The 22,736-nt window shown below is 71.1% G+C and carries 19 protein-coding genes and 6 tRNA genes; 16 read left to right on the top strand and 9 right to left on the bottom strand.

Annotation, left to right across the window (positions count from 1 at the left end; all coding sequences use genetic code 11):
- Positions 1-8 precede the first annotated feature (8 nt).
- Complete coding sequence (purM, locus tag ACGFYY_RS13165; RefSeq protein ID WP_033223414.1) at positions 9-1,079, top strand: phosphoribosylformylglycinamidine cyclo-ligase; 1,071 nt, start codon at positions 9-11, stop codon at positions 1,077-1,079.
- Positions 1,080-1,157: 78 nt separating this feature from the next.
- Here purM and ACGFYY_RS13160 read toward each other — a convergent pair whose 3' ends face one another.
- The gene (locus tag ACGFYY_RS13160; protein WP_030009392.1) at positions 1,158-1,421 is read right to left on the bottom strand and encodes a DUF3073 domain-containing protein; all 264 of its coding nucleotides are present in this window, start codon (positions 1,419-1,421) and stop codon (positions 1,158-1,160) included.
- A 289-nt stretch (positions 1,422-1,710) separates the two neighbouring features.
- Positions 1,711-2,805: a Glu/Leu/Phe/Val dehydrogenase dimerization domain-containing protein gene (locus ACGFYY_RS13155; protein WP_365265949.1), complete on the bottom strand. Its 1,095-nt coding sequence runs from the start codon at positions 2,803-2,805 to the stop codon at positions 1,711-1,713.
- 193 nt (positions 2,806-2,998) lie between these two features.
- Here ACGFYY_RS13155 and ACGFYY_RS13150 point away from each other — a divergent pair, with 193 nt between their 5' ends.
- On the top strand, positions 2,999-3,853 hold the full coding sequence (locus ACGFYY_RS13150; RefSeq protein ID WP_365265951.1) for a hypothetical protein: 855 nt from the start codon (positions 2,999-3,001) through the stop codon (positions 3,851-3,853).
- Positions 3,854-4,420: 567 nt separating this feature from the next.
- Positions 4,421-4,627: a developmental transcriptional regulator BldC gene (gene bldC, locus ACGFYY_RS13145; protein ID WP_003949541.1), complete on the top strand. Its 207-nt coding sequence runs from the start codon at positions 4,421-4,423 to the stop codon at positions 4,625-4,627.
- A gap of 600 nt (positions 4,628-5,227) precedes the next feature.
- On the opposite strand, the gene ACGFYY_RS13140 is transcribed toward bldC, so the two are convergent.
- Both ACGFYY_RS13140 and hrpA read right to left on the bottom strand, forming a co-directional pair.
- Positions 5,228-5,301, bottom strand: a tRNA-Asp gene (locus ACGFYY_RS13140).
- Between the two features lie 81 nt (positions 5,302-5,382).
- The gene (hrpA, locus tag ACGFYY_RS13135) at positions 5,383-9,306 is read right to left on the bottom strand and encodes an ATP-dependent RNA helicase HrpA (RefSeq protein ID WP_393709002.1); all 3,924 of its coding nucleotides are present in this window, start codon (positions 9,304-9,306) and stop codon (positions 5,383-5,385) included.
- 111 nt (positions 9,307-9,417) lie between these two features.
- Here hrpA and ACGFYY_RS13130 point away from each other — a divergent pair, with 111 nt between their 5' ends.
- The 3 genes from ACGFYY_RS13130 to ACGFYY_RS13120 are packed head-to-tail and all read left to right on the top strand — an operon-like array spanning position 9,418 to position 11,464.
- Positions 9,418-9,801, top strand: a complete 384-nt coding sequence (locus ACGFYY_RS13130) for a hypothetical protein (RefSeq protein ID WP_393709000.1) — start codon at positions 9,418-9,420, stop codon at positions 9,799-9,801.
- Between the two features lie 53 nt (positions 9,802-9,854).
- A complete protein-coding gene (locus ACGFYY_RS13125) occupies positions 9,855-10,604 on the top strand; it encodes a DsbA family protein (protein ID WP_393708998.1) in 750 nt (249 codons plus the stop codon).
- The gene (locus ACGFYY_RS13120) at positions 10,601-11,464 is read left to right on the top strand and encodes a cytochrome c biogenesis CcdA family protein (protein ID WP_393708996.1); all 864 of its coding nucleotides are present in this window, start codon (positions 10,601-10,603) and stop codon (positions 11,462-11,464) included. The genes ACGFYY_RS13125 and ACGFYY_RS13120 overlap by 4 nt, the downstream gene beginning before the upstream one ends.
- Positions 11,465-11,502: 38 nt before the next feature.
- On the opposite strand, the gene ACGFYY_RS13115 is transcribed toward ACGFYY_RS13120, so the two are convergent.
- From ACGFYY_RS13115 to ACGFYY_RS13105, 3 genes are all read right to left on the bottom strand, one after another.
- Positions 11,503-11,579 (bottom strand) — tRNA-Phe (locus ACGFYY_RS13115).
- Positions 11,580-11,601: 22 nt separating this feature from the next.
- A tRNA-Asp gene (locus tag ACGFYY_RS13110) sits at positions 11,602-11,675 on the bottom strand.
- A gap of 39 nt (positions 11,676-11,714) precedes the next feature.
- Positions 11,715-11,787 (bottom strand) — tRNA-Glu (locus ACGFYY_RS13105).
- Between the two features lie 103 nt (positions 11,788-11,890).
- On the opposite strand from ACGFYY_RS13105, the gene ACGFYY_RS13100 reads away from it, so the two are divergent.
- From ACGFYY_RS13100 to ACGFYY_RS13055, 10 genes are all read left to right on the top strand, one after another.
- Positions 11,891-12,241, top strand: coding sequence for a metallopeptidase family protein (locus ACGFYY_RS13100; protein ID WP_393708994.1), 351 nt, complete (start codon positions 11,891-11,893; stop codon positions 12,239-12,241).
- 89 nt (positions 12,242-12,330) lie between these two features.
- The gene (locus ACGFYY_RS13095) at positions 12,331-12,795 is read left to right on the top strand and encodes a CrcB family protein (RefSeq protein WP_393708992.1); all 465 of its coding nucleotides are present in this window, start codon (positions 12,331-12,333) and stop codon (positions 12,793-12,795) included.
- The gene (locus tag ACGFYY_RS13090) at positions 12,792-13,184 is read left to right on the top strand and encodes a fluoride efflux transporter FluC (protein WP_393708990.1); all 393 of its coding nucleotides are present in this window, start codon (positions 12,792-12,794) and stop codon (positions 13,182-13,184) included. The genes ACGFYY_RS13095 and ACGFYY_RS13090 overlap by 4 nt, the downstream gene beginning before the upstream one ends.
- A gap of 123 nt (positions 13,185-13,307) precedes the next feature.
- A complete protein-coding gene (locus ACGFYY_RS13085) occupies positions 13,308-13,838 on the top strand; it encodes a hypothetical protein (RefSeq protein WP_365265965.1) in 531 nt (176 codons plus the stop codon).
- A 278-nt stretch (positions 13,839-14,116) separates the two neighbouring features.
- Positions 14,117-16,432 (top strand): DEAD/DEAH box helicase, encoded by a 2,316-nt coding sequence (locus tag ACGFYY_RS13080; protein ID WP_393708988.1) that lies wholly within the window; start codon positions 14,117-14,119, stop codon positions 16,430-16,432.
- 218 nt (positions 16,433-16,650) lie between these two features.
- Positions 16,651-16,723 (top strand) — tRNA-Lys (locus ACGFYY_RS13075).
- Between the two features lie 232 nt (positions 16,724-16,955).
- On the top strand, positions 16,956-17,477 hold the full coding sequence (locus ACGFYY_RS13070; protein WP_393708986.1) for a GNAT family N-acetyltransferase: 522 nt from the start codon (positions 16,956-16,958) through the stop codon (positions 17,475-17,477).
- A gap of 141 nt (positions 17,478-17,618) precedes the next feature.
- Positions 17,619-17,692 (top strand) — tRNA-Met (locus ACGFYY_RS13065).
- A 205-nt stretch (positions 17,693-17,897) separates the two neighbouring features.
- A complete protein-coding gene (locus tag ACGFYY_RS13060; protein WP_393708983.1) occupies positions 17,898-19,082 on the top strand; it encodes a PP2C family protein-serine/threonine phosphatase in 1,185 nt (394 codons plus the stop codon).
- Positions 19,083-19,384: 302 nt separating this feature from the next.
- Positions 19,385-20,422, top strand: coding sequence for a M23 family metallopeptidase (locus ACGFYY_RS13055; protein WP_393708981.1), 1,038 nt, complete (start codon positions 19,385-19,387; stop codon positions 20,420-20,422).
- Here ACGFYY_RS13055 and ACGFYY_RS13050 read toward each other — a convergent pair.
- Positions 20,341-21,753 (bottom strand): PrsW family intramembrane metalloprotease, encoded by a 1,413-nt coding sequence (locus ACGFYY_RS13050; protein ID WP_393708978.1) that lies wholly within the window; start codon positions 21,751-21,753, stop codon positions 20,341-20,343. The genes ACGFYY_RS13055 and ACGFYY_RS13050 overlap by 82 nt on opposite strands.
- Positions 21,754-21,796: 43 nt before the next feature.
- Positions 21,797-22,543: a tRNA (guanosine(46)-N7)-methyltransferase TrmB gene (gene trmB / locus ACGFYY_RS13045; protein WP_365266045.1), complete on the bottom strand. Its 747-nt coding sequence runs from the start codon at positions 22,541-22,543 to the stop codon at positions 21,797-21,799.
- Positions 22,544-22,736: the final 193 nt, after the last annotated feature.

The following is a 22,736-nucleotide window of genomic DNA, read 5'->3' as shown; positions in this document are numbered from 1 at the left end:
CTCCTGTCATGACAGAGAAGACCACCGGTGCCAGCTACGCAGCCGCAGGCGTGGACATCGAAGCGGGCGACCGCGCCGTCGAGCTGATGAAGGAGTGGGTGAAGAAGACGCAGCGCCCCGAGGTCCTCGGTGGCCTCGGCGGCTTCGCCGGCCTCTTCGACGCCTCCGCCCTCAAGCGCTACGAGCGCCCGCTGCTCGCCTCGGCCACCGACGGCGTCGGCACCAAGGTGGACATCGCCCGCCAGCTCGGCGTGTACGACACCATCGGCCACGACCTGGTGGCGATGGTCATGGACGACATCGTCGTCTGCGGCGCCGAGCCGCTCTTCATGACCGACTACATCTGCGTCGGCAAGGTGCACCCCGAGCGTGTCGCGGCGATCGTCAAGGGCATCGCCGAGGGCTGTGTCCTCGCCGGCTGCGCCCTGGTGGGCGGCGAGACCGCCGAGCACCCCGGCCTGCTGGGGCCGGACGACTTCGACGTGGCCGGTGCCGGAACGGGTGTCGTCGAGTACGACCGCCTGCTCGGCGCGGATCGCATCCGTACGGGGGACGCCGTCATCGCGATGGCTTCGTCCGGCCTTCACTCGAACGGGTACTCGCTGGTCCGTCACGTCCTCTTCGAGCGCGCCAAGATGTCGCTGGAGAGCCACGTGGAGGAGCTCGGCCGCACCCTCGGCGAGGAGCTCCTGGAGCCCACGAAGATCTACTCGCTGGACTGCATGGCCCTCACCCGGACGGCCGAGGTGCACGCCTACTCGCACATCACCGGCGGTGGCCTCGCGGCGAACCTGGCCCGGGTGATCCCGGACCACCTGCACGCCACGGTCGACCGTTCGACCTGGGCCCCCGGCGCCATCTTCGACCTGGTCGGCAAGGCCGGTCAGGTGGAGCAGCTGGAGCTGGAGAAGACCCTGAACATGGGCGTCGGCATGATGGCCGTCGTTCCGCAGGAGTCGGTGGACGTGGCGCTGACCGCGCTGGCCGACCGGGGTGTCGACGCGTGGGTCGCGGGCGAGATCCTGGACCGCGGTGACCACACCGAGGGCGCGACCATGACCGGTTCCTACGCGAGCTGAGCAGCACTGAAACCCGGCCCGGGGCGATGCCCTGGACCGGGTTTCAGTCTTTGTCTGTCGTGCAGACGCCTCAGGGCGTCAAGCGCCGCGACGCTGTGACGACGGCCCGGACTCCTCGTCCTCGTCGTCGTCGTCCCTGTTGTAGAGGTCCGCGTACCGAGCGTACGGGTCGTCCTCGTCCAGTTCGTCGTCGTCTACCTCGACCGGCTCGCTGACAGGCAGCGGTTCTACGGTCGATGCGCCCAGCTCGTTGGCCAGACGCGAGAGGTCAGTCCCGCCGCTGCTGTACTTCAGCTGGCGGGCGACCTTCGTCTGCTTGGCCTTTGCCCGGCCGCGCCCCATGGCTCGACCCCCTCGGTGACGGGGCTCGACGGCCCCAGAGTCTGACACGCGTTCATGGTTCGGAGCGGGCTCTCCGTGGAGAGACCGTCCGTAGGGGTTTAACGGTACCTGCTTCCGCGGCCATACGGTACGCCGCCCGCATGACGCGCCCCGGTGCAGAACCAACAAGGCGCCCCGTCCTCGCTGGTCAGCTGCGATTTTAACCTTTTCCTGGCGGGCGACCCGCCGAAGTGCAGTGAGTTCCGTCTCGCCGCACCCCGGCGGGCGCACCCGGGAGCCCCGGAAGTGCCTAGACCGCGCGCGCGGCGCGGCCGTCGGCCATCCGCTGCTCGGCGATCCGGTCGGCCGCGGCGGCGGGCGGAATGCCATCGGCCTTCGCGCGAGCAAAGATCTCCAGCGTGGTGTCGAAGATCTTCGTGGCCTTGGCCTTGCAGCGGTCGAAGTCGAAGCCGCGCAGCTCGTCGGCGACCTGGATGACACCGCCCGCGTTGACCACGTAGTCGGGCGCGTAGAGGATCCCGCGGTCCGAGAGGTCCTTCTCGATGCCCGGGTGGGCGAGCTGGTTGTTCGCCGCGCCGCAGACGATCGTCGCGGTGAGCGCCGGGACGGTCTCGTCGTTCAGGGCGCCGCCGAGCGCGCAGGGGGCGTAGATGTCCAGGCCCTCGACGCGGATCAGCGCGTCCGTGTCGGCCACCGCGGTGACCTTGCCCGGGTGCTTGTCCAGGATCCGGCGTACGGACTCTTCCCGTACGTCCGTGATGACGACCTCGGCGCCGTCCTCCAGCAGGTGCTCGACCAGGTAGTGGCCGACCTTGCCGACACCGGCCACGCCGACCTTGCGGCCGCGCAGGGTCGGGTCGCCCCACAGGTGCTGGGCGCTGGCGCGCATGCCCTGGAAGACACCGAAGGCGGTGAGGACCGAGGAGTCGCCGGCGCCGCCGTTCTCGGGGGAGCGTCCGGTCGCCCAGCGGGTCTCGCGGGCCACGACGTCCATGTCGGCCACGTAGGTGCCGACGTCGCAGGCGGTCACGTAGCGGCCGCCGAGGGACTCCACGAACCGGCCGTAGGCCTGGAGGAGTTCCTCACTCTTGAGGACGTCCGGGTCGCCGATGATCACGGCCTTGCCGCCGCCGAGATCGAGACCGGCGAGGGCGTTCTTGTACGACATGCCGCGCGAGAGGTTCAGCGCGTCGAGGACGGCCTCCTCGTCGGAGGCGTACGCGTGGAAGCGCGTACCGCCGAGGGCGGGGCCCAGGGCGGTGGAGTGGATGGCGATGACGGCCTTCAGGCCGGTGGCGCGGTCCTGGCACAGCACGACTTGCTCGTGGCCACCCTGCTCCGAACGGAACAGGGTGTGCAGGACGCCGTCGGTCATTTCGGTCACGGTGGTGACTCCCATGGAAGAGATGCGGCGGAAAGACGCCCGCCCTGCGGGTGGGGGAGGGCGTGCTGGGAGCAGAGTAAGACCTGAGGGCCGCCCGTAGGTGACCTGTCCGAGGATCGAAACACTCCCGTGGTCCGAGGGCGCGCGGGCGCCCGGAGGTGAACCCTGCCCCGCGGAAGGGCAGTACGAGAGCGTGAGCGAATCCTCCGATCTCCCGCTGCCGTCGGCGCGCTCGGCGCCGACCGTCCCGTACGCCTCCTACCTGCGCGTCTACGAGCCCCTGGCGGCCTTCGCCGAGCCGGAGCGCACGCACTGGGCCGACTACGCCCGGCGCGGGGCGACCCCCACCGCCCAGGACGAACTGCGCCGGTCGCTGTCGGACTTGGTGCGGGTCCCGGTGGTGGGGGTGCCGGCCCACGAGAGCGGGGACGCCTTCACCGCGGTGGTCGACGGGGTGCTGCTGGTCTGCCCGTGGCGCACCCGGCTCCGTGGCTGGCTGGCGCTGCAGGAGCTCGTCGAGTGGTTCCCGCGCCCGGTGCTGGACGCCGCGCTCCCGCCGGGGGCACGTCTGCGGGCGGTCGAGGACTACGAGCGCTGGCGCGAACGGAACCCGGACGCGCGCCCGTGGATCCGCACGGGGGTGTGGCAGGTCCCGCTGCGCTGGTTCGTCCTGGTGGCGGACGAGGAGCGGGACCACGTGCCGGGCGAGCGGCTGCGTTACCGCACGCCGATGGTCCAGGCCCGGCGGCGGCTGGCCCGGGCGCTGCGGACCCTGCGTGACGCGGAGGGGTACGGGGCGCTCGCCGACGGCCTGGTGGAGGTGGGGAGCTGGCTGGAGGAGTTCCACCCGCGCTCGCTGGTCGAACTGGACTACGGCGGGTTGGTGCACGCGCTGCCGGCGGACCGCTTGGCGGCCGACCGCTCGGCCGGGGATCTCGCGGCGGGCATCGCGGCCCTGCGGGCCGGTGACACGGAGGGCGCGACCGAGGTCTACGAGGGGTTGGCGGAGCGGTGGCGGGCGGTCCGGGAGCGGCTTTTCGCGAATTAGGCTGAAAGGGGCCTATGTGGCTGGTTTCACCCGAGAGGGGGTCACGCGTATCGTCCGGTATCGGTCGATCGGTCAATAATGGCTGATCAGAGGCCTGATCATGGCATTTGGGACGTAGTGCCAGGACCTACGTCCCGATACGGGCCATTGGCCCAAGCGTGACGGACCGCACTAACTACACCCTTGCGCCCTTCCCCTACCCTCGTGCCAAAATAGGACAAGGAGTCCGGGGAGGGTTCCTTCCGCCCAACTAAGGGCGGAATGCTCGGCATTGCACTCTACGGGGGGTCTGACGACTCCTGATCGCTCTGTGACTGATCGTCACAGTGGGGTGACTGTCCGTTATGGGACGGTCCATCGGCTTCCGCCGCTGATGAACACCTCGGAGGGCAATTCCGTCGGTTTGGCCGTCGAGGCTGGACGGATGGTGTAGTTGTAGTGCCGAGGACAAGCCGTTCGTCCTATAACCGACTCGGCCCGCGTATGTCCATTTCGGGCAACGCGGGCCAAGGTGCAGAATTTAGAGGAAAGAACCGAGATGGTTCGGTTCTCCCGAGGAGGCCGCTCATGACCGCTCGCACCCCTGATGCCGAGCCGCTGCTGACCCCGGCTGAGGTTGCCACGATGTTCCGCGTGGACCCGAAGACGGTCACCCGCTGGGCCAAGGCTGGCAAGCTCACGTCCATCCGCACCCTGGGTGGACACCGCCGGTACCGCGAGGCCGAGGTTCGCGCACTGCTCGCGGGAATTCCGCAGCAGCGCAGCGAGGCCTGAGGTCGCGTCAACACCCCGCTTTAACGGGTTTATCGGGTCCCCCAATCCGATGAAACCCACATAGCTTCATACGGCCGGACCTGCCCCAACAGGACCGAGGTCGTTCGATCGCGCTGGACTCCGCCGGGTCCAGCGCGATCTTTTTATGCCCAGGTCAGGGGGGTCTCGATCGCGCGAGAGGGCGCCCGGCAGGGTGGGTGCCATTGCACATATTCTATCGAGAGGGCGTATGGGTGCGATAAAAGTATGAGTCCCAAAAACTCATGCGGTGACTCCCGTCACAGATGATCACTCTTGTATATCCGGTTATGCACCCCGTAAAGGGGACGCCCCTCACGAGCCACATCATGCGAACGGTGGATTCCGGGCCCAGGCCCACGGGCGGCCGTGTCTTCTCCGCCCCCGCGCGCGGGGCGTCCCGTAGGCCCCGGAGAGGGCGCGGGCGCGGCCCGGAGGTGTGCGCGGGCGACGCGGGCGCTCCACGAGCCCCGGACGCCCTCAGAGGTCTCAGGCGCCTCCCCGGGCCGACCCGTGCGGCGGAACACCCGCCAACGCGTCAGGGCCCGTATCCCCAGAGGGATACGGGCCCTGACGTTTCTGCGAACCTGACGGGACTTGAACCCGCGACCTCCACCTTGACAGGGTGGCGAGCTAACCAACTGCTCCACAGGTCCTTGATTTGCGGCCGCTCGGCGGCTGCGAATCAGACTGTACCGCAGCTCAGGGGGTGCAGTCGAACCGGAGCACGGAGCCGGTCACGGAGCCGCCGCGTCCACCGCCTTCACGATGCGCTTGTCGGAGATCGGGTACGCCGTTCCGAGCGCGTGCGCGAAGTAACTGACGCGCAGTTCCTCGATCATCCAGCGGATGTCGGTGACCGTGGACGGGACGGGTCGCCCCTTCGGCAACTGCTCCAGCAGCCAGGCGTACTCGTCCTGCATCTCGTGGACCTTCTCCATGCGCGTGGTGTCGCGCTGCACGCCCGTGGGCATCTGCTGGAGCCGTCGGTCCGCCGCCACCAGGTAGCGCATCAGGTCCGGCAGCCGGCGCAGCCCCGTGAGCGTCACGAACCCGGCCGGCACGAGGGCCGCCAGCTGCGTCTTGACGTCCTGGATGTTCGCGACCAGCGCCAGGCTGCTCGTGGCCTTCAGACGGCGCTCACAGGCCTGCCAGGCGGCCAGCACCTGCTGCACCTGGCTCACCGTGCGCACGGTCGTGTCCACCAGGTCGGCGCGGACGGCCTCGTAGAGCTTGCGGAAGCCCGCCTCGTCCCATGCCGGGCCACCGTGGTCGGCGATCAGCTTGTCGGTCGCCGCGGTCGCGCAGTCGTCGAAGAGCGCCTGGATGGAGCCGTGCGGATTCCGGGACAGGGCCAGCTTCTGCTGGTTGCTCAGGTGGTCCGAGGCGAACTTCGCCGGGTTCACCGGGATGTTCAGCAGGATCAGCCGCCGGGTGCCCAGCCACATCGCCCGCTGCTGTTCGGCCTCGGTGTCGAAGAGCCGGACGGAGACGGTCGTGCCGTCGTCCACCAGCGCCGGGTACGCCTTCACCGGCTGACCCGCGCGCCGGGTCTCGAAGACCTTCGTCAGCGCGCCGATCGTCCAGTCGGTCAGCCCGGTGCGCTCCACCGACTCCCCGCCCGCCCGCTCGGCGGTGGCCGCGGCGGCCTTGGAGAGGGCCTGGCGGGCCTTCGGCTTCAGCCGCAGCCGCAGGGCCTCCAGATCCTTGTCCTCGGCGAGGTTCTTGCGGCGCTCGTCGACGATCCGGAAGGTGATCTTCAGGTGGTCCGGGATCCGCCCGAGGTCGAAGTCCTCGGCCGAGACCGGGACCCCGACCATCCGCTGGAGCTCGCGGGCGAGGGTGACCGGCAGCGGCTCCCGCAGGGGCACCGCCGTGTCCAGGAAACGGCCGGCGTAGTTCGGCGCGGGTACGTAGTGCCGGCGGATCGGCTTCGGCAGCGAGCGGATCAGCTCGGTGACGACCTCCTCGCGCAGGCCCGGGATCTGCCAGTCGAAGCCCTCGTCCGTGACCTGGTTCAGCACCTGGAGCGGGATGTGGACGGTCACGCCGTCCGCGTCCGCGCCCGGCTCGAACTGGTAGGTCACCCGGAACTTCAGCTGTCCCTGCCGCCAGGAGTCCGGGTAGTCGGCCTTGGTGACCCCGGCCGCCTTCTCGGTCAGCAGCATCTCGCGCTCGAAGTCGAGGAGTTCCGGCTCCTCGCGCTTCTTGTGCTTCCACCACGAGTCGAAGTGCGCCCCGGAGACCACGTGGGCCGGGATCCGCTGGTCGTAGAAGTCGAAGAGCGTCTCGTCGTCGACCACGATGTCGCGGCGCCGGGCCCGGTTCTCCAGCTCCTCCACCTCGGTGAGGAGCTTGCGGTTGTCGGCGTAGAACTTGTGGTGGGTCCGCCAGTCGCCCTCGACGAGGGCGTTGCGGATGAACAGCTCGCGCGAGACCTCCGCGTCGATCCGGCCGTAGTTGATCTTCCGCTGGGCCACGATCGGTACGCCGTACAGCGTGACCTTCTCGTACGCCATCACGGCCGCCTGGTCCTTCTCCCAGTGCGGCTCGCTGTACGTGTGCTTGACCAGGTGCTGGGCCAGCGGCTCCACCCACTCGGGCTCCACCTTGGCGTTCACCCGGGCCCACAGCCGCGAGGTCTCCACCAGCTCGGCCGACATCACGAACTTGGGCTGCTTCTTGAAGAGCGAGGAGCCCGGGAAGATCGCGAACTTGGCCGACCGCGCGCCCAGGTACTCGTTCTTGTCCGTGTCCTTGAGCCCGATGTGCGACAGCAGACCGGCCAGCAGCGAGACGTGGACGACCTGCTCGGGGGCGTCGGCCTCGTTGACGTGGATGCCCATGCCCTTGGCGACCGTGCGCAGCTGGGAGTAGATGTCCTGCCACTCGCGGATCCGCAGGAAGTTGAGGTACTCCTGCTTGCACATCCGGCGGAACGAGGACGAGCCGCGCTCCTTCTGCTGCTCGCGCACGTAGCGCCACATGTTCAGGAACGAGAGGAAGTCGCTGGTCTCGTCCTTGAAGCGGGCGTGGTTCTGGTCGGCCTGGGTCTGCTTGTCCGAGGGCCGCTCGCGCGGGTCCTGGATGGACAGGGCCGCCGCGATGACCATGACCTCGCGGACGCAGTTGTTCTTGTCCGCCTCGATGACCATGCGGGCCAGCCGCGGGTCCACCGGGAGCTGGGAGAGCTGGCGGCCCATCTGCGTGAGCCGCCGCGTCGGATCCTTCTGGGCCGGGTCCAGCGCGCCGAGCTCCTGGAGCAGCTGCACGCCGTCGCGGATGTTGCGGTGGTCCGGCGGGTCGATGAAGGGGAACTTCTCGATCTCGCCGAGGCCGGCCGCGGTCATCTGGAGGATGACGGACGCCAGGTTCGTCCGCAGGATCTCGGCGTCGGTGAACTCGGGACGGGCGTCGAAGTCGTCCTCGGAGTACAGCCGGACGCAGATGCCGTCGCTGGTTCGACCGCAGCGGCCCTTGCGCTGGTTGGCGCTGGCCTGCGAGATCCGCTCGATCGGCAGGCGCTGAACCTTGGTGCGGTGGCTGTAGCGGGAGATCCGGGCCGTGCCCGGGTCGATCACGTACTTGATGCCGGGGACGGTCAGCGAGGTCTCGGCGACATTGGTCGCGAGGACGATCCGGCGCCCGGTGTGCTGCTGGAAGACGCGGTGCTGCTCGGCGTGCGAGAGACGTGCGTAGAGGGGGAGGACTTCCGTGAAGCGCAGGTTCCGTTTGTTCAGGGCGTCCGCGGTGTCGCGGATCTCCCGTTCGCCGGAGAGGAAGACCAGGATGTCGCCGGGGCCCTCGCCCTGGAGCTCGTCCACGGCCTCGCAGATCGCGGTGATCTGGTCGCGGTCGGCGTCCTCGGCGTCGTCCTCCAGGAGCGGCCGGTAGCGCACCTCCACGGGATACGTACGCCCGCTGACCTCGACGATCGGCGCGTCGCCGAAGTGGCGGGAGAAGCGCTCGGGGTCGATGGTGGCCGAGGTGATGACGACCTTGAGGTCGGGACGCTTCGGCAGCAGCGTGGCCAGATAGCCCAGCAGGAAGTCGATGTTCAGCGACCGCTCGTGGGCCTCGTCGATGATGATCGTGTCGTAGGCGCGCAGCTCGCGGTCCGTCTGGATCTCGGCGAGCAGGATGCCGTCCGTCATCAGCTTCACGAAGGTCGCGTCCTGGTCCACCTGATCGGTGAACCGGACCTTCCAGCCGACGGTCTGTCCGATCTCGGACCTCAGCTCCTCGGCGATCCGCTCCGCGACCGTGCGGGCGGCGATCCGGCGGGGCTGGGTGTGCCCGATCATGCCCCGGACGCCGCGGCCCAGCTCCATGCAGATCTTGGGGATCTGCGTGGTCTTGCCGGAACCGGTCTCGCCCGCGACGATCACGACCTGGTGGTCGCGTATCGCCTCGGCGATCTCGTCCTTCTTCTGGCTGACGGGCAGGTTTTCGGGATACGTGACCTCCGGCATCCGCGAGGCACGGCCGGCCAGACGCTCGGCGGCCTTGGTGGCCTCCGCGGCGATCTCGTCGAGCACGGCCTGCTTGGCCTCGGGCTTGCGGATACGGCGGGCGCCTTCGAGGCGGCGGCCGAGGCGGTGCGCGTCACGGAGGGAGATCTCACCGAGAAGCGTCTGCAGGGCGGCGAAGGAAGTAGACATACCTGATCGAGGATCTCACCTGGGCCCTCCGGGTGGCGAACGCATTTGTCGGGTGGACCCGTACCATTTCGGGACGAGTCCGTCGGCCGTACGTATGAGAGGCAGCCCACCTTGTCCCGCCCCCGCCTGTTCGGCTGCGCCGTGCTCGCGGTACTGGCGCTCCTCATGGGCTGTGTGACGGTCGCGGCGGCGGACACCCGGGTCGGCCCGCCCCGGGCCGGGGCGTCGGCCCAGGCCTCGCCCTCGGCCTCGGCGTGGTCGGGCGCGTCCGTGTCCACCGACACCGGTGGGCCCGCCTGTGCGCCGTCGGCCCCCGAGCGCGGCGGTACGCCCGCCGTCCCCGCGCGGGCCTGGGGCGAGCACGCCCAGGTCCCGCTCGGCCGGGCGGCGCCCGAGGTCGCCGGCCCGCCCGCGGCGGTGCCCGTACGAAGCCCCCTCCGCGGCCCCGACCGGCCGGCGCCCGATCGGCTGGAGCTGTGCGTGATGCGGGTCTAGAGGACCGGTCCCCCTCGGTCCCGTCCCACCACCCGCAGAACCGGAGCACACGCATGCCCTCGTCCAAGAAGTCCCCGACCGAGAAGTCCTCCACCAAGCCCCTGCTGATCTCCGCCGGGGTGGCCCTCGCCGCGATCACCCTCGGGCTCGTCTCCTGGCAGGCCACCGCCCCCGACGGGAGCGGCTCGGCGGGCTCCGGGTCCGGCTCGGGGGCCGTGGCCGCGCCCGGGACCGACCCGGCCGCCGAGCTCAAGGCGCTGGCCCGCCGCGAGTCCGGCGACAAGCTCGCCGTCGGCCGCGCCGACGCGCCCGTCGTGCTCATCGAGTACTCCGACTTCAAGTGCGGCTACTGCGGCAAGTTCGCCCGGGACACCGAGCCCGAGCTGGTGAAGAAGTACGTGGCGGACGGCACCCTGCGCATCGAGTGGCGCAACTTCCCGATCTTCGGCGCCGAGTCCGAGGCCGCCGCCAAGGCCGCCTGGGCGGCCGGGCAGCAGGACCGTTTCGACGCCTTCCACGCCGCGGCCTACGCCGCCGGCTCGAAGGAGAAGGGCTTCGCCGAGCCCCGGCTCGTCGAGCTGGCCCGGGAGGCCGGGGTCGGCGACCTGGAGCGCTTCAAGGCGGACCTGGCCGGCGAGCCCGCCGCGGCGGCTCTGCGGAAGGACCAGGAGGAGGGCTACCGCATCGGTGTCACCTCCACCCCGTCCTTCCTGCTGAACGGCAGGCCCATCGCCGGCGCCCAGCCGCTCGACACCTTCACGGCCGCCATCGCCAAGGCGAAGGCCGAGGCGGCGAAGCAGTGACCGACATCGGGTACCTGGCCGCCCTGCTGGGCGGCCTCCTCGCGCTGCTCAGCCCGTGCAGCGCGCTGCTCCTGCCGGCCTTCTTCGCGTACTCCATCGACTCCACCTCGCGGCTCCTGGCGCGCACCGGGATCTTCTACGCGGGCCTCGCGAGCACCCTGGTACCGCTGGGGGCGGCCGGCTCGTACGCCGGGCGGTTCTTCCACAGCAACCGCGACCAGCTGGTGCTGGCCGGCGGTTGGCTGATCATCGCGCTCGGCCTGGCCCAGATCCTGGGCCTCGGCTTCGCCCCGAGGCGGATCTCGGAGCTGTCGGGCCGGATCCGGCCGACCACCGCCCTGTCGGTGTACGCGCTCGGCGCGGTCTACGGGCTGGCCGGCTTCTGCGCCGGCCCGATCCTGGGCAGCGTGCTGACGGTCGCGGCGGTCAGCGGCAGCCCCGTCTACGGCGGCGTACTGCTCGCGGTCTACGCCCTGGGGATGGCCGTGCCGCTGTTCGTACTGGCCCTGCTGTGGGAGCGGTTCGACCTGGGCAGGCGGCGCTGGCTGCGCGGGCGGGCCCTGCGCGTCGGCCGCTTCGAGCTGCACACGACCTCGTTGCTGTCCGGGCTGTTCTTCATCACCCTGGGCGTGCTGTTCCTCGCCTACGACGGGGCGAGCGCGCTGCCGGGGCTGCTGGACGTGGACGACTCCTTCGCCGTCGAGCAGTGGGTCGGCTCGCTGGCGGACACCGTTCCGGACGGGGCGCTGCTCGGCCTGGTCGCCGCCGGTGCGGCGGCGGTCGGTGTCGTGCAGTGGCGGCGCCGGGAGCGGACGGCGGCAGCCGGGGCGGGAGAGGCAGAAGGAGCCGAGGGGGAGTAACCACAGAAGGCCCCGTCCGAGGGACGGGGCCTTCTTGATGGTGGCTGGGGCCGGGGTCGAACCGGCGACCTATCGCTTTTCAGGCGATCGCTCGTACCAACTGAGCTACCCAGCCACGAAACCGTTTCCGGCTTCAGCGATCCTGACGGGACTTGAACCCGCGACCTCCACCTTGACAGGGTGGCGAGCTAACCAACTGCTCCACAGGACCTTGCAGTGTGCGAGAACAAGTCTTGCACACGGTAATGCGTACCCCCAACGGGATTCGAACCCGTGCTACCGCCTTGAAAGGGCGGCGTCCTGGGCCACTAGACGATGAGGGCTAAAGGCCCGCCGGGCACTTCTCAGCGCGTCGGGGACGTGAGAAGCATATGGGATCCGGGGAGCTATCGCCAAAACGGTTTCCTCCGGAGCGACAATGGCCGGGTGCTGGAGATGACGCGCGAGGAGTTCGAAGAGCTCGTCGCAGAGGCCCTGGACCGGATTCCGCCGGAGCTGACGCGGCTGATGGACAACGTGGCGGTGTTCGTCGAGGACGAACCACCCGCGAACGACCCCGAGCTGCTCGGCCTGTACGAGGGAACTCCGCTGACGGACCGCGGTGAGTGGTACGCCGGGGTGCTCCCGGACCGGATCACCATCTACCGCAATCCCACGTTGCGCATGTGCGAGGACCGGGAGAGCGTGGTCGCGGAGACGGAGGTCACCGTGGTGCACGAGATCGCCCATCACTTCGGGATCGACGACGAGCGACTGCACGCGCTGGGATACGGGTGATCCCGCCGGATCAGGAGCCGGGCCGGGGTCAGGATTCTGCTCCTCGCCGGGGGCCGGTCCCCGGCGACGGGGCGGCGCGGCCGGCGGAGGTGATCGATCCGGACGTCGACCTGCGGGTACCCGCGCAGCGGGCCGAGCCGCAGGGCCGGGTGCTCGCGGCGGTGGCGGTGGGCGGCGCGGCCGGGGGCGCGGCGCGGTACGGGATCTCCCTGCTGTGGCCGGCCGGGCCCGGGGCCTTCCCGTGGGCGACCCTGTGGATCAACGCCTCCGGCAGCGCGCTGATCGGCGTACTCATGGTGCTCATCGGCGAGGGCGGCCGGACGGCGCCGCATCCGCTGCTGAGGCCCCTGGTCGGGGTCGGCGTGCTCGGCGGCTTCACCACCTTCTCCACCTACGCGGTGGACTTCTCGCGGCTCCTGGACGAGGGGGAGACCGGGACCGCCCTGGCCTACGGCGGGCTCACGGTGGTGGCGGCGCTCGGCGCGGTGTGGGCGGCGGCCTCGGCGACCCGGCTCGCGCTGCGCGGGCGTGGACCCGGAGGCACCCCACGGTGAACTGGCTGCTCGTGGTGGCGGGCGCGGCCGTCGGCGCCCCGTTGCGCTACCTGATGGACCGCGCGGTGCAGGCGCGGTCGGCCGGCCCGGACGGTGCGGACGGCCTCTTCCCCTGGGGCACCTTCGTGGTCAACGCGACGGCCTGCCTGGTGTTCGGGACGCTGGCCGGCGCGGCACTGGTGGGGGCCGCCTCCTCGCGGCTGCAGCTGCTGCTCGGGGCCGGGCTGTGCGGGGCGCTGAGCACGTACTCGACGTTCTCGTACGAGACGCTGCGGCTGGCCGAGCGCGGCCGGGGGTTCCTGGCCGCGGCGAACGTGGTGATGTCGGTGCTCGTCGGGCTGGGCGCGGTGCACCTCGGCTCGCAGGTGGCGCGGCAGCTCCTCGGCTGAGGTTCTTCCGCGAGGTTCGGGCCGGGGGTTCGGCCGAGGGCGTGTCCCTTGCGGGTCAAAGGGAGTTGGGAACATTGACCCGCTCATGCGGAAAGTTCACCCTCAGGCTCCGGAGGTGCCCCCGTGCGCCAGTTGTCCGCTTCCCTCCGACTGGCCGTCACCGCGCTCGCGGTCGCGGCGACGGCCGGCTGCATGAGTGTCGGTGAGGACGCGGCGAAGCCCGGGCCCGCCGCTTCGGGAGACCGCCGCAGCGGCGCCGAGGCGGGCGCGGGGACCGTCACGGGCCGGGGCTCCGGGGTCCACGGCAACGGGCACGGCACGAAGGACGGCACGGGGACCCAGGGTCGGCCCAAGGAGGACGGCAAGGCCTCCGGCGCGACCGGGGCCTCGCCGAGCGAGGGCGCGCCGAGCGGGCGGCCGGGAGTGCCCGCGCCGTCGGCCGGGCCGGGCGGCGGGGCGGGCGGGCAGGGTCCCCAGGAACCCGCCACGGGCGGTTCGGGCGGACCCGGCGGCCCGGGCGGTTCGGCCGGCGGGCAGCAGTCGGCCAGCCCGACCCCGGCGCCGCCGGCCACCACTCCCCCTGTGACGGAACCCACGTCCGCACCGCCGAGTCCGCAGCCGGAGCCGACCCTCGCGCCGGCCCCCGAGCTGTAGGCCCGACGGGCACCCGACCGGGTCCGACCGGGGTCGGTCCGGTGCCGACCTCCAGGGAGTCTTCGCAGGTCAGAGACCTTTCGGGGGGAGTGACTTGCCAGACCCCGGGGAGGGTGCGTATGGTTATAGATCGTTTGATCCCATTGCCCGGCGCCGAATCCGAAGAGCGCCGTGTGGCGCGTACTCTCCCTAGCCGTGGCTGACCGCATTGAGGCGGTCGATTTGCGATTCACGGAGTTTGGGCGCGTGCCGAGACTCCGGAAGGTTTCGCATTTCGCATGTCCATTTCCAGTTCTGACCGTTCCGTCATGCCCGAGAACGACACCAACGAGATCATCGACGCCGAGGCCCTTGTGGTCACCGAGGCGATCGAGGCCGCCGAGGCGGACGAGATCATCGAGGCTCTCGAGGCCGACGTGAACACCGACGGGTCCTTCGAGGACTCGACCACCGACTTCGACGACGCCGACGCGGACGCCGAGCCCTCGATCACCTTCGGCGACCTCGGTCTCCCCGAGGGTGTCGTGCGCAAGCTCGCCCAGAACGGCGTCACCAGCCCCTTCCCGATCCAGGCCGCGACCATCCCGGACGCCCTGGCCGGCAAGGACATCCTGGGCCGTGGCCGCACCGGCTCCGGCAAGACCCTCTCCTTCGGTCTGCCGACCCTGGCCCAGCTGGCCGGCGGTCACACCGACAAGAAGAAGCCCCGCGCCATCATCCTCACGCCGACCCGTGAGCTCGCGATGCAGGTCGCGGACGCGCTCCAGCCCTACGGCGACGTACTCGGCCTGAAGATGAAGGTCGTCTGCGGCGGTACCTCCATGAGCAACCAGATCTACGCTCTGGAGCGCGGTGTCGACATCCTCGTCGCCACCCCCGGCCGTCTGCGCGACATCATCAACCGTGGTGCCTGCTCCCTGGAGAACGTCCAGGTCGCGGTCCTCGACGAGGCCGACCAGATGGCCGACCTGGGCTTCCTGCCCGAGGTCACCGAGCTGCTCGACCAGATCCCCGGCGGCGGCCAGCGCATGCTCTTCTCCGCCACCATGGAGAACGAGATCGGCACCCTGGTCAAGCGCTACCTGTCCAACCCCGTCACGCACGAGGTCGACAGCGCGCAGGGCAACGTCACGACCATGACGCACCACGTCCTCGTCGTGAAGCCGAAGGACAAGGCGCCGGTCACGGCCGCCATCGCCGCCCGCAAGGGCCGCACCATCATCTTCGTCCGCACCCAGCTGGGCGCCGACCGCATCGCCGAGCAGCTCGTCGAGGCCGGCGTGAAGGCCGACGCGCTGCACGGCGGTATGACGCAGGGTGCCCGTACCCGCGTCCTCGCCGACTTCAAGGACGGCTACGTCAACGCGCTCGTCGCCACCGACGTCGCCGCCCGCGGTATCCACGTCGACGGCATCGACCTGGTCCTGAACGTGGACCCGGCCGGCGACCACAAGGACTACCTGCACCGCTCGGGCCGTACCGCCCGTGCCGGCAAGTCCGGTGTCGTGGTCTCCCTCGCGCTGCCGCACCAGCGTCGCCAGATCTTCCGCCTGATGGAGGACGCGGGCGTCGACGCCTCGCGTCACATCGTCCAGGGCGCCGGCGCCTTCGAGCCGGAGGTCGCCGAGATCACCGGTGCCCGTTCGCTGACCGAGGTCCAGGCCGACTCCGCGAACAACGCCGCCAAGCAGGCCGAGCGCGAGGTCGCCGAGCTCACCAAGCAGCTGGAGCGCCTGTCGCGCCGCGCCGTGGAGCTGCGCGAGGAGGCCGACCGCCTCGTCGCTCGTTCCGCCCGTGAGCGTGGCGAGGACCCGGAGGCCGCTGTCGCCGAGGTGGCCGAGGCCGCCGAGGCCGAGGTCGCGGCCGCTGCCGCCGCCGCTGCCGCCGAGCTGGCCGCGCAGGAGCGCCGCGAGGAGCAGCGCGCCCAGCGTGACGACCGTGGCAACTTCGAGCGTCGCGACAACCGCGGTGGCGACCGTGGTGGCTTCCGCCGCGACGACCGCGGTGACCGCGGCGGCCGTCCGTCCGGTGGCTTCAACCGTGACGACCGTGGTGGCGACCGTGGTGGCTTCCGCCGCGACGACCGTCCGTCGGGTGGCTTCCGTTCCGGTGGCGACCGTCCGTCCGGTGGTGGCTTCCGTCGTGACGACCGTCCGTCCGGTGGCTTCAACCGCGATGACCGTGGTGGCGACCGTGGTGGCTTCCGCCGCGACGACCGTCCGTCGGGTGGCTTCCGTTCCGGTGGCGACCGTCCGTCCGGTGGTGGCTTCCGTCGTGACGACCGTCCGTCCGGTGGCTTCAACCGTGACGACCGTGGTGGCGACCGTGGTGGCTTCCGTCGTGACGACCGTCCCTCCGGTGGCTTCAACCGTGACGACCGTTCCTCCGGTGGCTTCCGCTCCGGTGGCGGCGACCGTCCGTTCAACCGCGACCGTCGTGACGACCGTCCGTCCGGTGGCTTCCGCTCCGGCGGCGGCGACCGCCCGTACGGCCGCCGTGACGACCACCGTCCCTCGGGTGGTTCCGGCTCCGGTTCCACCGGCGGCTTCGGCGGCCGTCGTGACGACAAGCCGCGCTGGAAGCGCAACGGCTGATCGCGGCTGAGCTGAACCCCTGAGAAAGGGCCCGTACGACACCCAGGTGCCGTACGGGCCCTTTCCGCGTTCCCGGAAGCTGATGCTCCGTAACACCCCTTCGGAGGCCGGTCCCAGGCCTTCTGGAGCACCCCGGGGCCGCCGGCGACAGGCCGGTCGGCGGATACCCGATCGGCTGACCGGCGCGGTCCGGCTATGCTCTGGGGTGAGCACCTGGAGGGCCATTAGCTCAATTGGCAGAGCAGCGGACTTTTAATCCGTTGGTTGTCGGTTCGAGTCCGACATGGCCTACCGCTCGCGGGGACGGGGAGACATCCTCCGACCTGCTGCTGAGCGCCCCACCCGGCTTCGGTCGGGTGGGGCGCTCGGTCGTTCCCGGGGTTCGGCCCGCGGCCGCCGCGGCCGAACTCGCGGACCACGTCCGGGCGATGAGCAGCGGTCCTCCGCCGGGTGGACGCCGACGGCGTCGTCCTCCCGGAAATTCCCGTGACCCTGCCGGGTGGCGCGGGTAGCGTCGCCGACCATGACGCCTGTTCTGCGTACCGAGCGCCTGCTCCTCGCCCCGTACACCCCGGCGGACGAGGAAGCGTTCGTCGCCCTCTTCCAGGACACCCGGGTGTCGCGGTGGATGGGGGACGGTCCCTCCTCCGAGGACGAGGACCGGGCGCTCTTCGGCCGGGTCTTCTCGAAGGTCTACGCCGACAACCTCTTCGACGTGTGGGCCGTGCGCCGGGACGGCCGGCTGGTCGGGCACGCCGAGATCAAGCGCACCGACGAGGTCGAGGGCCACGAGGTCATCTACGCCCTGGCCCCCGAGGCCTGGGGAGCGGGCCTGGGGACCGAGATCGCCGAGGCGATCGTCGCGTACGGCTTCGACACGCTCGGTCTGACCGAGGTGCACGCCACCGTGGCCGATGCCAACACGGCCTCCCTGGTCCTGCTGGAGCGGATCGGCTTCACCCACGTCCGGGACGTACGGGAGGACGACGGGAGCACGACCCACGTGCTGACCCGGCGCCGGGATCCGGTCGCCCGAGGGCGGTAGGGCCGGGTTGTTCCACGCCGGTTCCTTGCCGGTTCCGTGCCGATATCAGGGCTTTGACCTGCGGCGATGTCCGTCGGCGGGGTGGGTGGCGGTCAATTGGTGAAGGGCCCTCCCCGGATGGCGTAGAGTTGTGTTCACCGACGCGGGGTGGAGCAGCTCGGTAGCTCGCTGGGCTCATAACCCAGAGGTCGCAGGTTCAAATCCTGTCCCCGCTACTCAGTACGAAGGCCCGGTTCCTCACCAGGAACCGGGCCTTCGTCGCGTTCCGGCCCCGCCGGCCCTCCTCCCGTGGCTTCTCCCGCCTCCTCACCCGTCCGGCCGCCGTCAGGTCGCCGTACGGACGCTCCTGCCGCGAGCCTTGAGGGGCGACCAGGCAGCGGGCCCGGACCCGTGTGACGGACCGGGCGGCGGGAGAGCGGCGTGGTGGGGCTGGGCCGGCAGGGCGAGGGCGCTGGGCGCGCGGGCGGGGGCGGCACCGGGAACGGTGTGACCCGTCGCGTGATCCGGCTGCTGCCGGGTGTGCTGATCGCCCTCGGGATGGTCTTCGACGTGCTGACCCCGCCCAGTTTCACCGGATCCCCGTTCTTCACCGCGGCCCCGCTGATCGCGGCCCCTCTCTTCACCCTCTGGGCCACGGCCCTGACGGGCGGCCTGGCCGTGTTCGCGGTGCTCGTGCTGCACATCCTCAACGGCACCAGTTGGAAGGTGGAGGCGCTGACCGAGCTGGTGACCGTACTGACCGTCGCCGGGCTGGCGCTCCTGATCAACCGGATGGTGCGGCGCAGCGGTGAGCGGCTCGCCTCGGCGCGCGGGATCGCCGAGGCGGCGCAGCGGGCGGTGCTGCCGAAGCCCGCCGAGCGCATCGGGGGGTTGCACGTCTCGGCCTGGTACGAGGCCGCGCAGGCGGACGCCTTCATCGGCGGCGATCTGTACGCGGTCCAGGAGACCCCGTACGGGGTGCGCCTCGCGGTGGGCGACGTACGGGGGAAGGGGCTGGGGGCGGTGGAGGCGGTCGCGGTGGTCCTCGGGGCGTTCCGGGAGGCGGCGGAGACCGAGCCCACACTGGAGGCGCTGGCTCAGCGGCTGGAGCGGGCGCTGGCCCGTGAGGGGGCCAGGCGCGACGGCCTGGACGCGGTGGAGGGGTTCACGACGTGCGTGCTCGGGGAGATCCCGCCCGGCGCGGGCGCGCTGCGGCTGCTCAACCGGGGCCACCCCGAGCCGCTGCTGCTGCACGGGGACGGGGAGCTGGCGGTCCTCGCCCCGACCGAGCCGGCCCTGCCGCTCGGCCTGGGTGAGCTGGGCGGCAGGCCGGACCTGGTGCAGGAGTGGGCCTTCCCGGCGGGGACCACCCTGCTGCTCTACACGGACGGGCTGACCGAGGCCCGGGACGGCGCGGGGGACTTCTACGATCCCGCGGCCCGGCTGCGCGGCCGGATCTTCCCCGGACCGCAGGCCCTGCTCAGTGCGCTCAGCAGCGATGTGCGCCGGCATACGGGGGGCGGGGCGACGGACGACATGGCGCTGCTGGCGGTGGGGCGGCCGGGGGAACGGGAGCCGGAGCGGCGGCGGACCGTGCCGGTGGTGCCGCGCGGCGACACGATGTGACGGTGGGTGATCGAATGACTGCTTTCCGCAAGGAGTTTGACGGGTCATCATTTCAGGCCTGTGGCTGAAGTGATAGGGGAGTCGCTTGATTTTTGACCTGGTTCGGATGCTTTTGCAGGAGAAAGGTGTGGCCAAAGCCAGTCGGTGTGTGGCCGATTGGTGGGAACGATCAAGCGGAGAAGCTTGGAATCACTCCCCCACGTCTATTACCTTTCGATAACGCAGCGCGGTCGTCCCAGCCGTCGCAAGAGACGGCACCGTGCGCGCGCGCGTCTCTGCGCGTCGATGAGGAGTGTGCCCCGGTGGCCTCCAACTTGCCTGCCCCTGAAGGCATCGAGATCCAGGAGCAGCCGCCCACCGCGGGTGCCTGGGGCGAGTGGAATCCCACCGAGGATTCGGTGCGCCCGGTCCGCGGCAAGCACCGGGTCGCCAAGCAACGCGGGGGACTTGCCCGCAGCTCCACCGTGCTCGGCGTCGGCGTCATCGCGGCGGTCGGCGCCGGCGGCATCGCCACCGCCCAGGACCGGCCCCAGGTCGCGATATCCCTGCCGGCCCTCCCCGACATGATGACCGGGAACAAGGCCCAGCAGGAGGACGGCGGTTCCGGATCGGCGGCCGCGGCGGGCGAGCGGACGGGAATCATCGCGCAGCAGTCCGCCCAGGGCGCGGACGCGGGCGAGGTGCTGCGCAACCGCATCCTCCAGCAGGCCGAGTCCCAGCAGGACGCCGCCGAGGCGAAGGCCCGGGCGGAGGCCGAGCAGGCCGCGCAGCAGGCGGCCGCGCAGGAGGCCAAGCAGAAGCTGGAGGAGGCCCGCCAGGCCGCCGAGGAGGCCGAGGCGAAGGCCAAGGAGGAAGTCGAGGCGAAGGCCAAGGAGGAGGCCGAGGCGAAGGCCGCGGAGGCGGCGGCCGCCAAGGCCGAGCAGGAGCGCCTCGCCAAGCCGACCGGCAGCTACTCCCTGCCCACCTCGGCCTACACCCTCACCTCGCACTACGGCGACTCCGGCTCCATGTGGTCCTCGGGTCACCACACCGGCCTCGACTTCGCGGCCCCGACCGGCACCCCGGCCAAGGCCGTGGCCGACGGGAAGATCACCTCGGCCGGCTGGTCCGGTGCGTACGGCTACCGGATCGTGCTGGAACTCCCGGACGGCACGGAGATCTGGTACTGCCACCTCTCCTCGATGTCGGTGACCTCCGGCACGGTCGGCGCCGGCGAGACCATCGGCCGCGTCGGCGCCACCGGCAACGTCACCGGACCTCATCTCCACCTGGAAGTACGCAAGGGCGGATCGACGCAGGACCCGTTGGCGTGGCTGAACTCCAAGGGCCTGAACGTCTGACCTCCGGGGTCCGACACCGGGTCCAGGGCCGGATCCGGGTCGCGGTCCGGCGCGCCGTGGCCGTGGCCGTGGTCCTGGGCGGGGCTCGTCCGGCGCGGTCCGGGTACGTCCGTCCGTGCGGCCGCCGGGTCCAGCGGGTCGAACCACGGCGGAATCAGCTCCTCCATGACCGCCGCCCGAGCCAGTGCGGGACCCGCCGTCGCCCGGGACCGCCAGAGCCGGTGCAGCAACTCCCGCTCCCGGCGGGCGAAGTCCCGCTCCCGTACGGGGCCACCGCGCCGCGCCCGGTGTCGTAGCAGGGCCAGGGCCGCCGCGTCCGCCTCGTAGCGGGCGACCGTGCGTCCGGCCGCCCGTCCCCCGCTGTGCCGGGCCAGGGCGCGGGCCAGCGAGCGGGCGGGCATCGAGGCCAGGGCCGGGACCTCGGCCCGACCGAGCCAGCCCGCGGCCGCGTACAGCGCGAGCTCACCCTCGACAGCCCGCAGCCGGTCACGCCTTATCCGCACCGCCAGCCACACCAGCAGCCCGAACAGCGGGACCATCACGCAGCTGTAGACCACGTAGAACCCGTGCTCCCCGAACTGCGAGGAACCGTTCCACAGCGCGTGCAGGCCCATGGCCAGGGCCAGGCCGAGCAGCGGCAGACAGATCCTGCGCGCACGGCGGGCGCTGACGGCGGCCACACCGAAGCCCAGCCCGGTGAGCACGGTGAACAGCGGGTGCGCGAACGGCGACAGCACTATCCGTACGAAGAAGGTCGCCGCCGTCACGGATTCCAGCGCGCCGCTGTGGTCGGCCAGGTCCTCCACGAAGGCGTTGCCCAGGTAGAGGATGTTCTCGGTGAAGGCGAACCCGGTGGCGGTGAAGCCGGCCACCACGAACCCGTCGGCGGGGCCGGTGAAATGGCGTCTTCGGAACGTGAACACCAGCAGCAGGGCGGCCGCTTTGGCGCTCTCCTCCACCACCGGGGCGATGGCCACCGAGCCGAGCTGATCGGCGGCGGAGGCGTCGGTGGTGGCCGCGGCTATCCACTCGGTGGCGAAGTTGTTGGCCAGTATCGCGATCAGGGCCGCCGTGCAGGCACCCCAGCCGAAGCAGAACAGCAGCTGCGACCAGGGCGCGGGCGCGGCCCGGCCCAGCCACCGGAAGGCCGCCATGAGCGGCGCGACCGGCAGCAGGGCCAGACCGAGACCGACGAAGAAGCCGGGGGTGCCGGTCTGTTCCCGCACGAGTTCGAGGATGGCGATCCCGGTCGCGCCGAGCAGGGCGAGGAGCACGCAGGTGCGGACCGTGCCGGACGGACGTGGGAGTACGAGTGGGAGCGCTCGGTACACACCATGACCCTAGCGAGCAGGTCTGACACGCGCGGTGACCTTGTCAGTTCTCCGTGCGACGGAAGAGCAAGTCGTGTACGAGGTGGCCCTTGTCGAGGCCTTGGCCCTCGAAGCGGGTCAGCGGTCGGAAGGCGGGGCGCGGGGAGAAACCGCCGTCGGGCTGCGTGTTCTCGAAGTCCGGGTGCGCGGTGAGCACTTCGAGCATCTGCTCGGCGTACGGCTCCCAGTCGGTCGCGCAGTGCAGTACGGCCCCGGGTGCCAGGCGGGTGGCGGCCAGCGTGAGGAACTCGGGCTGGATCAGCCGGCGCTTGTGGTGGCGGGCCTTGGGCCACGGGTCCGGGAAGTACACGCGCATCCCGGCCAGCGAGTCGGGCGGCAGCATCTCGCGGAGCAGGATGATCGCGTCGCCGTTGGCCACCCGGATGTTGGTCATCCCGCCGCGCTCGGCGAGGGCGAGCAGGTTGCCCTGGCCGGGGGTGTGCACGTCGGCGGCGAGGATCCCGGTGCCGGGGTCCTCGGCGGCCATCTGGGCGGTGGCCTCGCCCATGCCGAAGCCGATCTCCAGGACGACGGGGAGCCCGTCGAAGAGAGCGTCGAGGTCGATGACCTCGTGGCCGTCGATGTCCAGGCCCCAGGTGCCCCACAGGCGCTTCAGGGCCTCGCCCTGGCCGGTGGTGACCCGACTGCGCCGGGGCTGGAAGCTCCGGATCCGCCGCTCGTGGTGCGAGCCGGCCGGGTCCGGGGAGGGCCCGTCGGGGAAGCGGGGCTCGGTGCGCCACTTGGGCGGCACGTACGAGTTCGTCTCCGGCGCGGCGTCCGGGAGGCGGGGCGACTGGGGATTCAGGGACTCAGACACAATGCGCTGATTCTACGACGGGGGGTGGGGGGGGCCCCCCCCGGGCCGCCCCCGCCCCCCCCCAAATCAGGGAACGCCCCGCCCCGGGGGCGCCCCGCGCGGGGGGGGGTGTACCCCGCCCACCGGC

Origin of the sequence: Streptomyces sp. NPDC048331 (assembly GCF_043201215.1) — a bacterium.
Classification (GTDB): domain Bacteria; phylum Actinomycetota; class Actinomycetes; order Streptomycetales; family Streptomycetaceae; genus Streptomyces.
Note: the sequence above shows the minus strand (reverse complement) of the source record. Positions and strands in the feature narration are given on the sequence as shown.

Bases quoted from the DNA above. Each gene is read 5' to 3' on its own strand.
- bldC (WP_003949541.1), top strand. From the start codon at position 4,421: ATGACCGCTCGCACCCCTGATGCCGAGCCGCTGCTGACCCCGGCTGAG.
- ACGFYY_RS13125 (WP_393708998.1), top strand. From the start codon at position 9,855: ATGCCCTCGTCCAAGAAGTCCCCGACCGAGAAGTCCTCCACCAAGCCC.
- hrpA (WP_393709002.1), bottom strand. From the start codon at position 9,306: ATGTCTACTTCCTTCGCCGCCCTGCAGACGCTTCTCGGTGAGATCTCC.
- purM (WP_033223414.1), top strand. From the start codon at position 9: ATGACAGAGAAGACCACCGGTGCCAGCTACGCAGCCGCAGGCGTGGAC.
- ACGFYY_RS13080 (WP_393708988.1), top strand. From the start codon at position 14,117: ATGTCCATTTCCAGTTCTGACCGTTCCGTCATGCCCGAGAACGACACC.
- ACGFYY_RS13070 (WP_393708986.1), top strand. From the start codon at position 16,956: ATGACGCCTGTTCTGCGTACCGAGCGCCTGCTCCTCGCCCCGTACACC.
- ACGFYY_RS13160 (WP_030009392.1), bottom strand. From the start codon at position 1,421: ATGGGGCGCGGCCGGGCAAAGGCCAAGCAGACGAAGGTCGCCCGCCAG.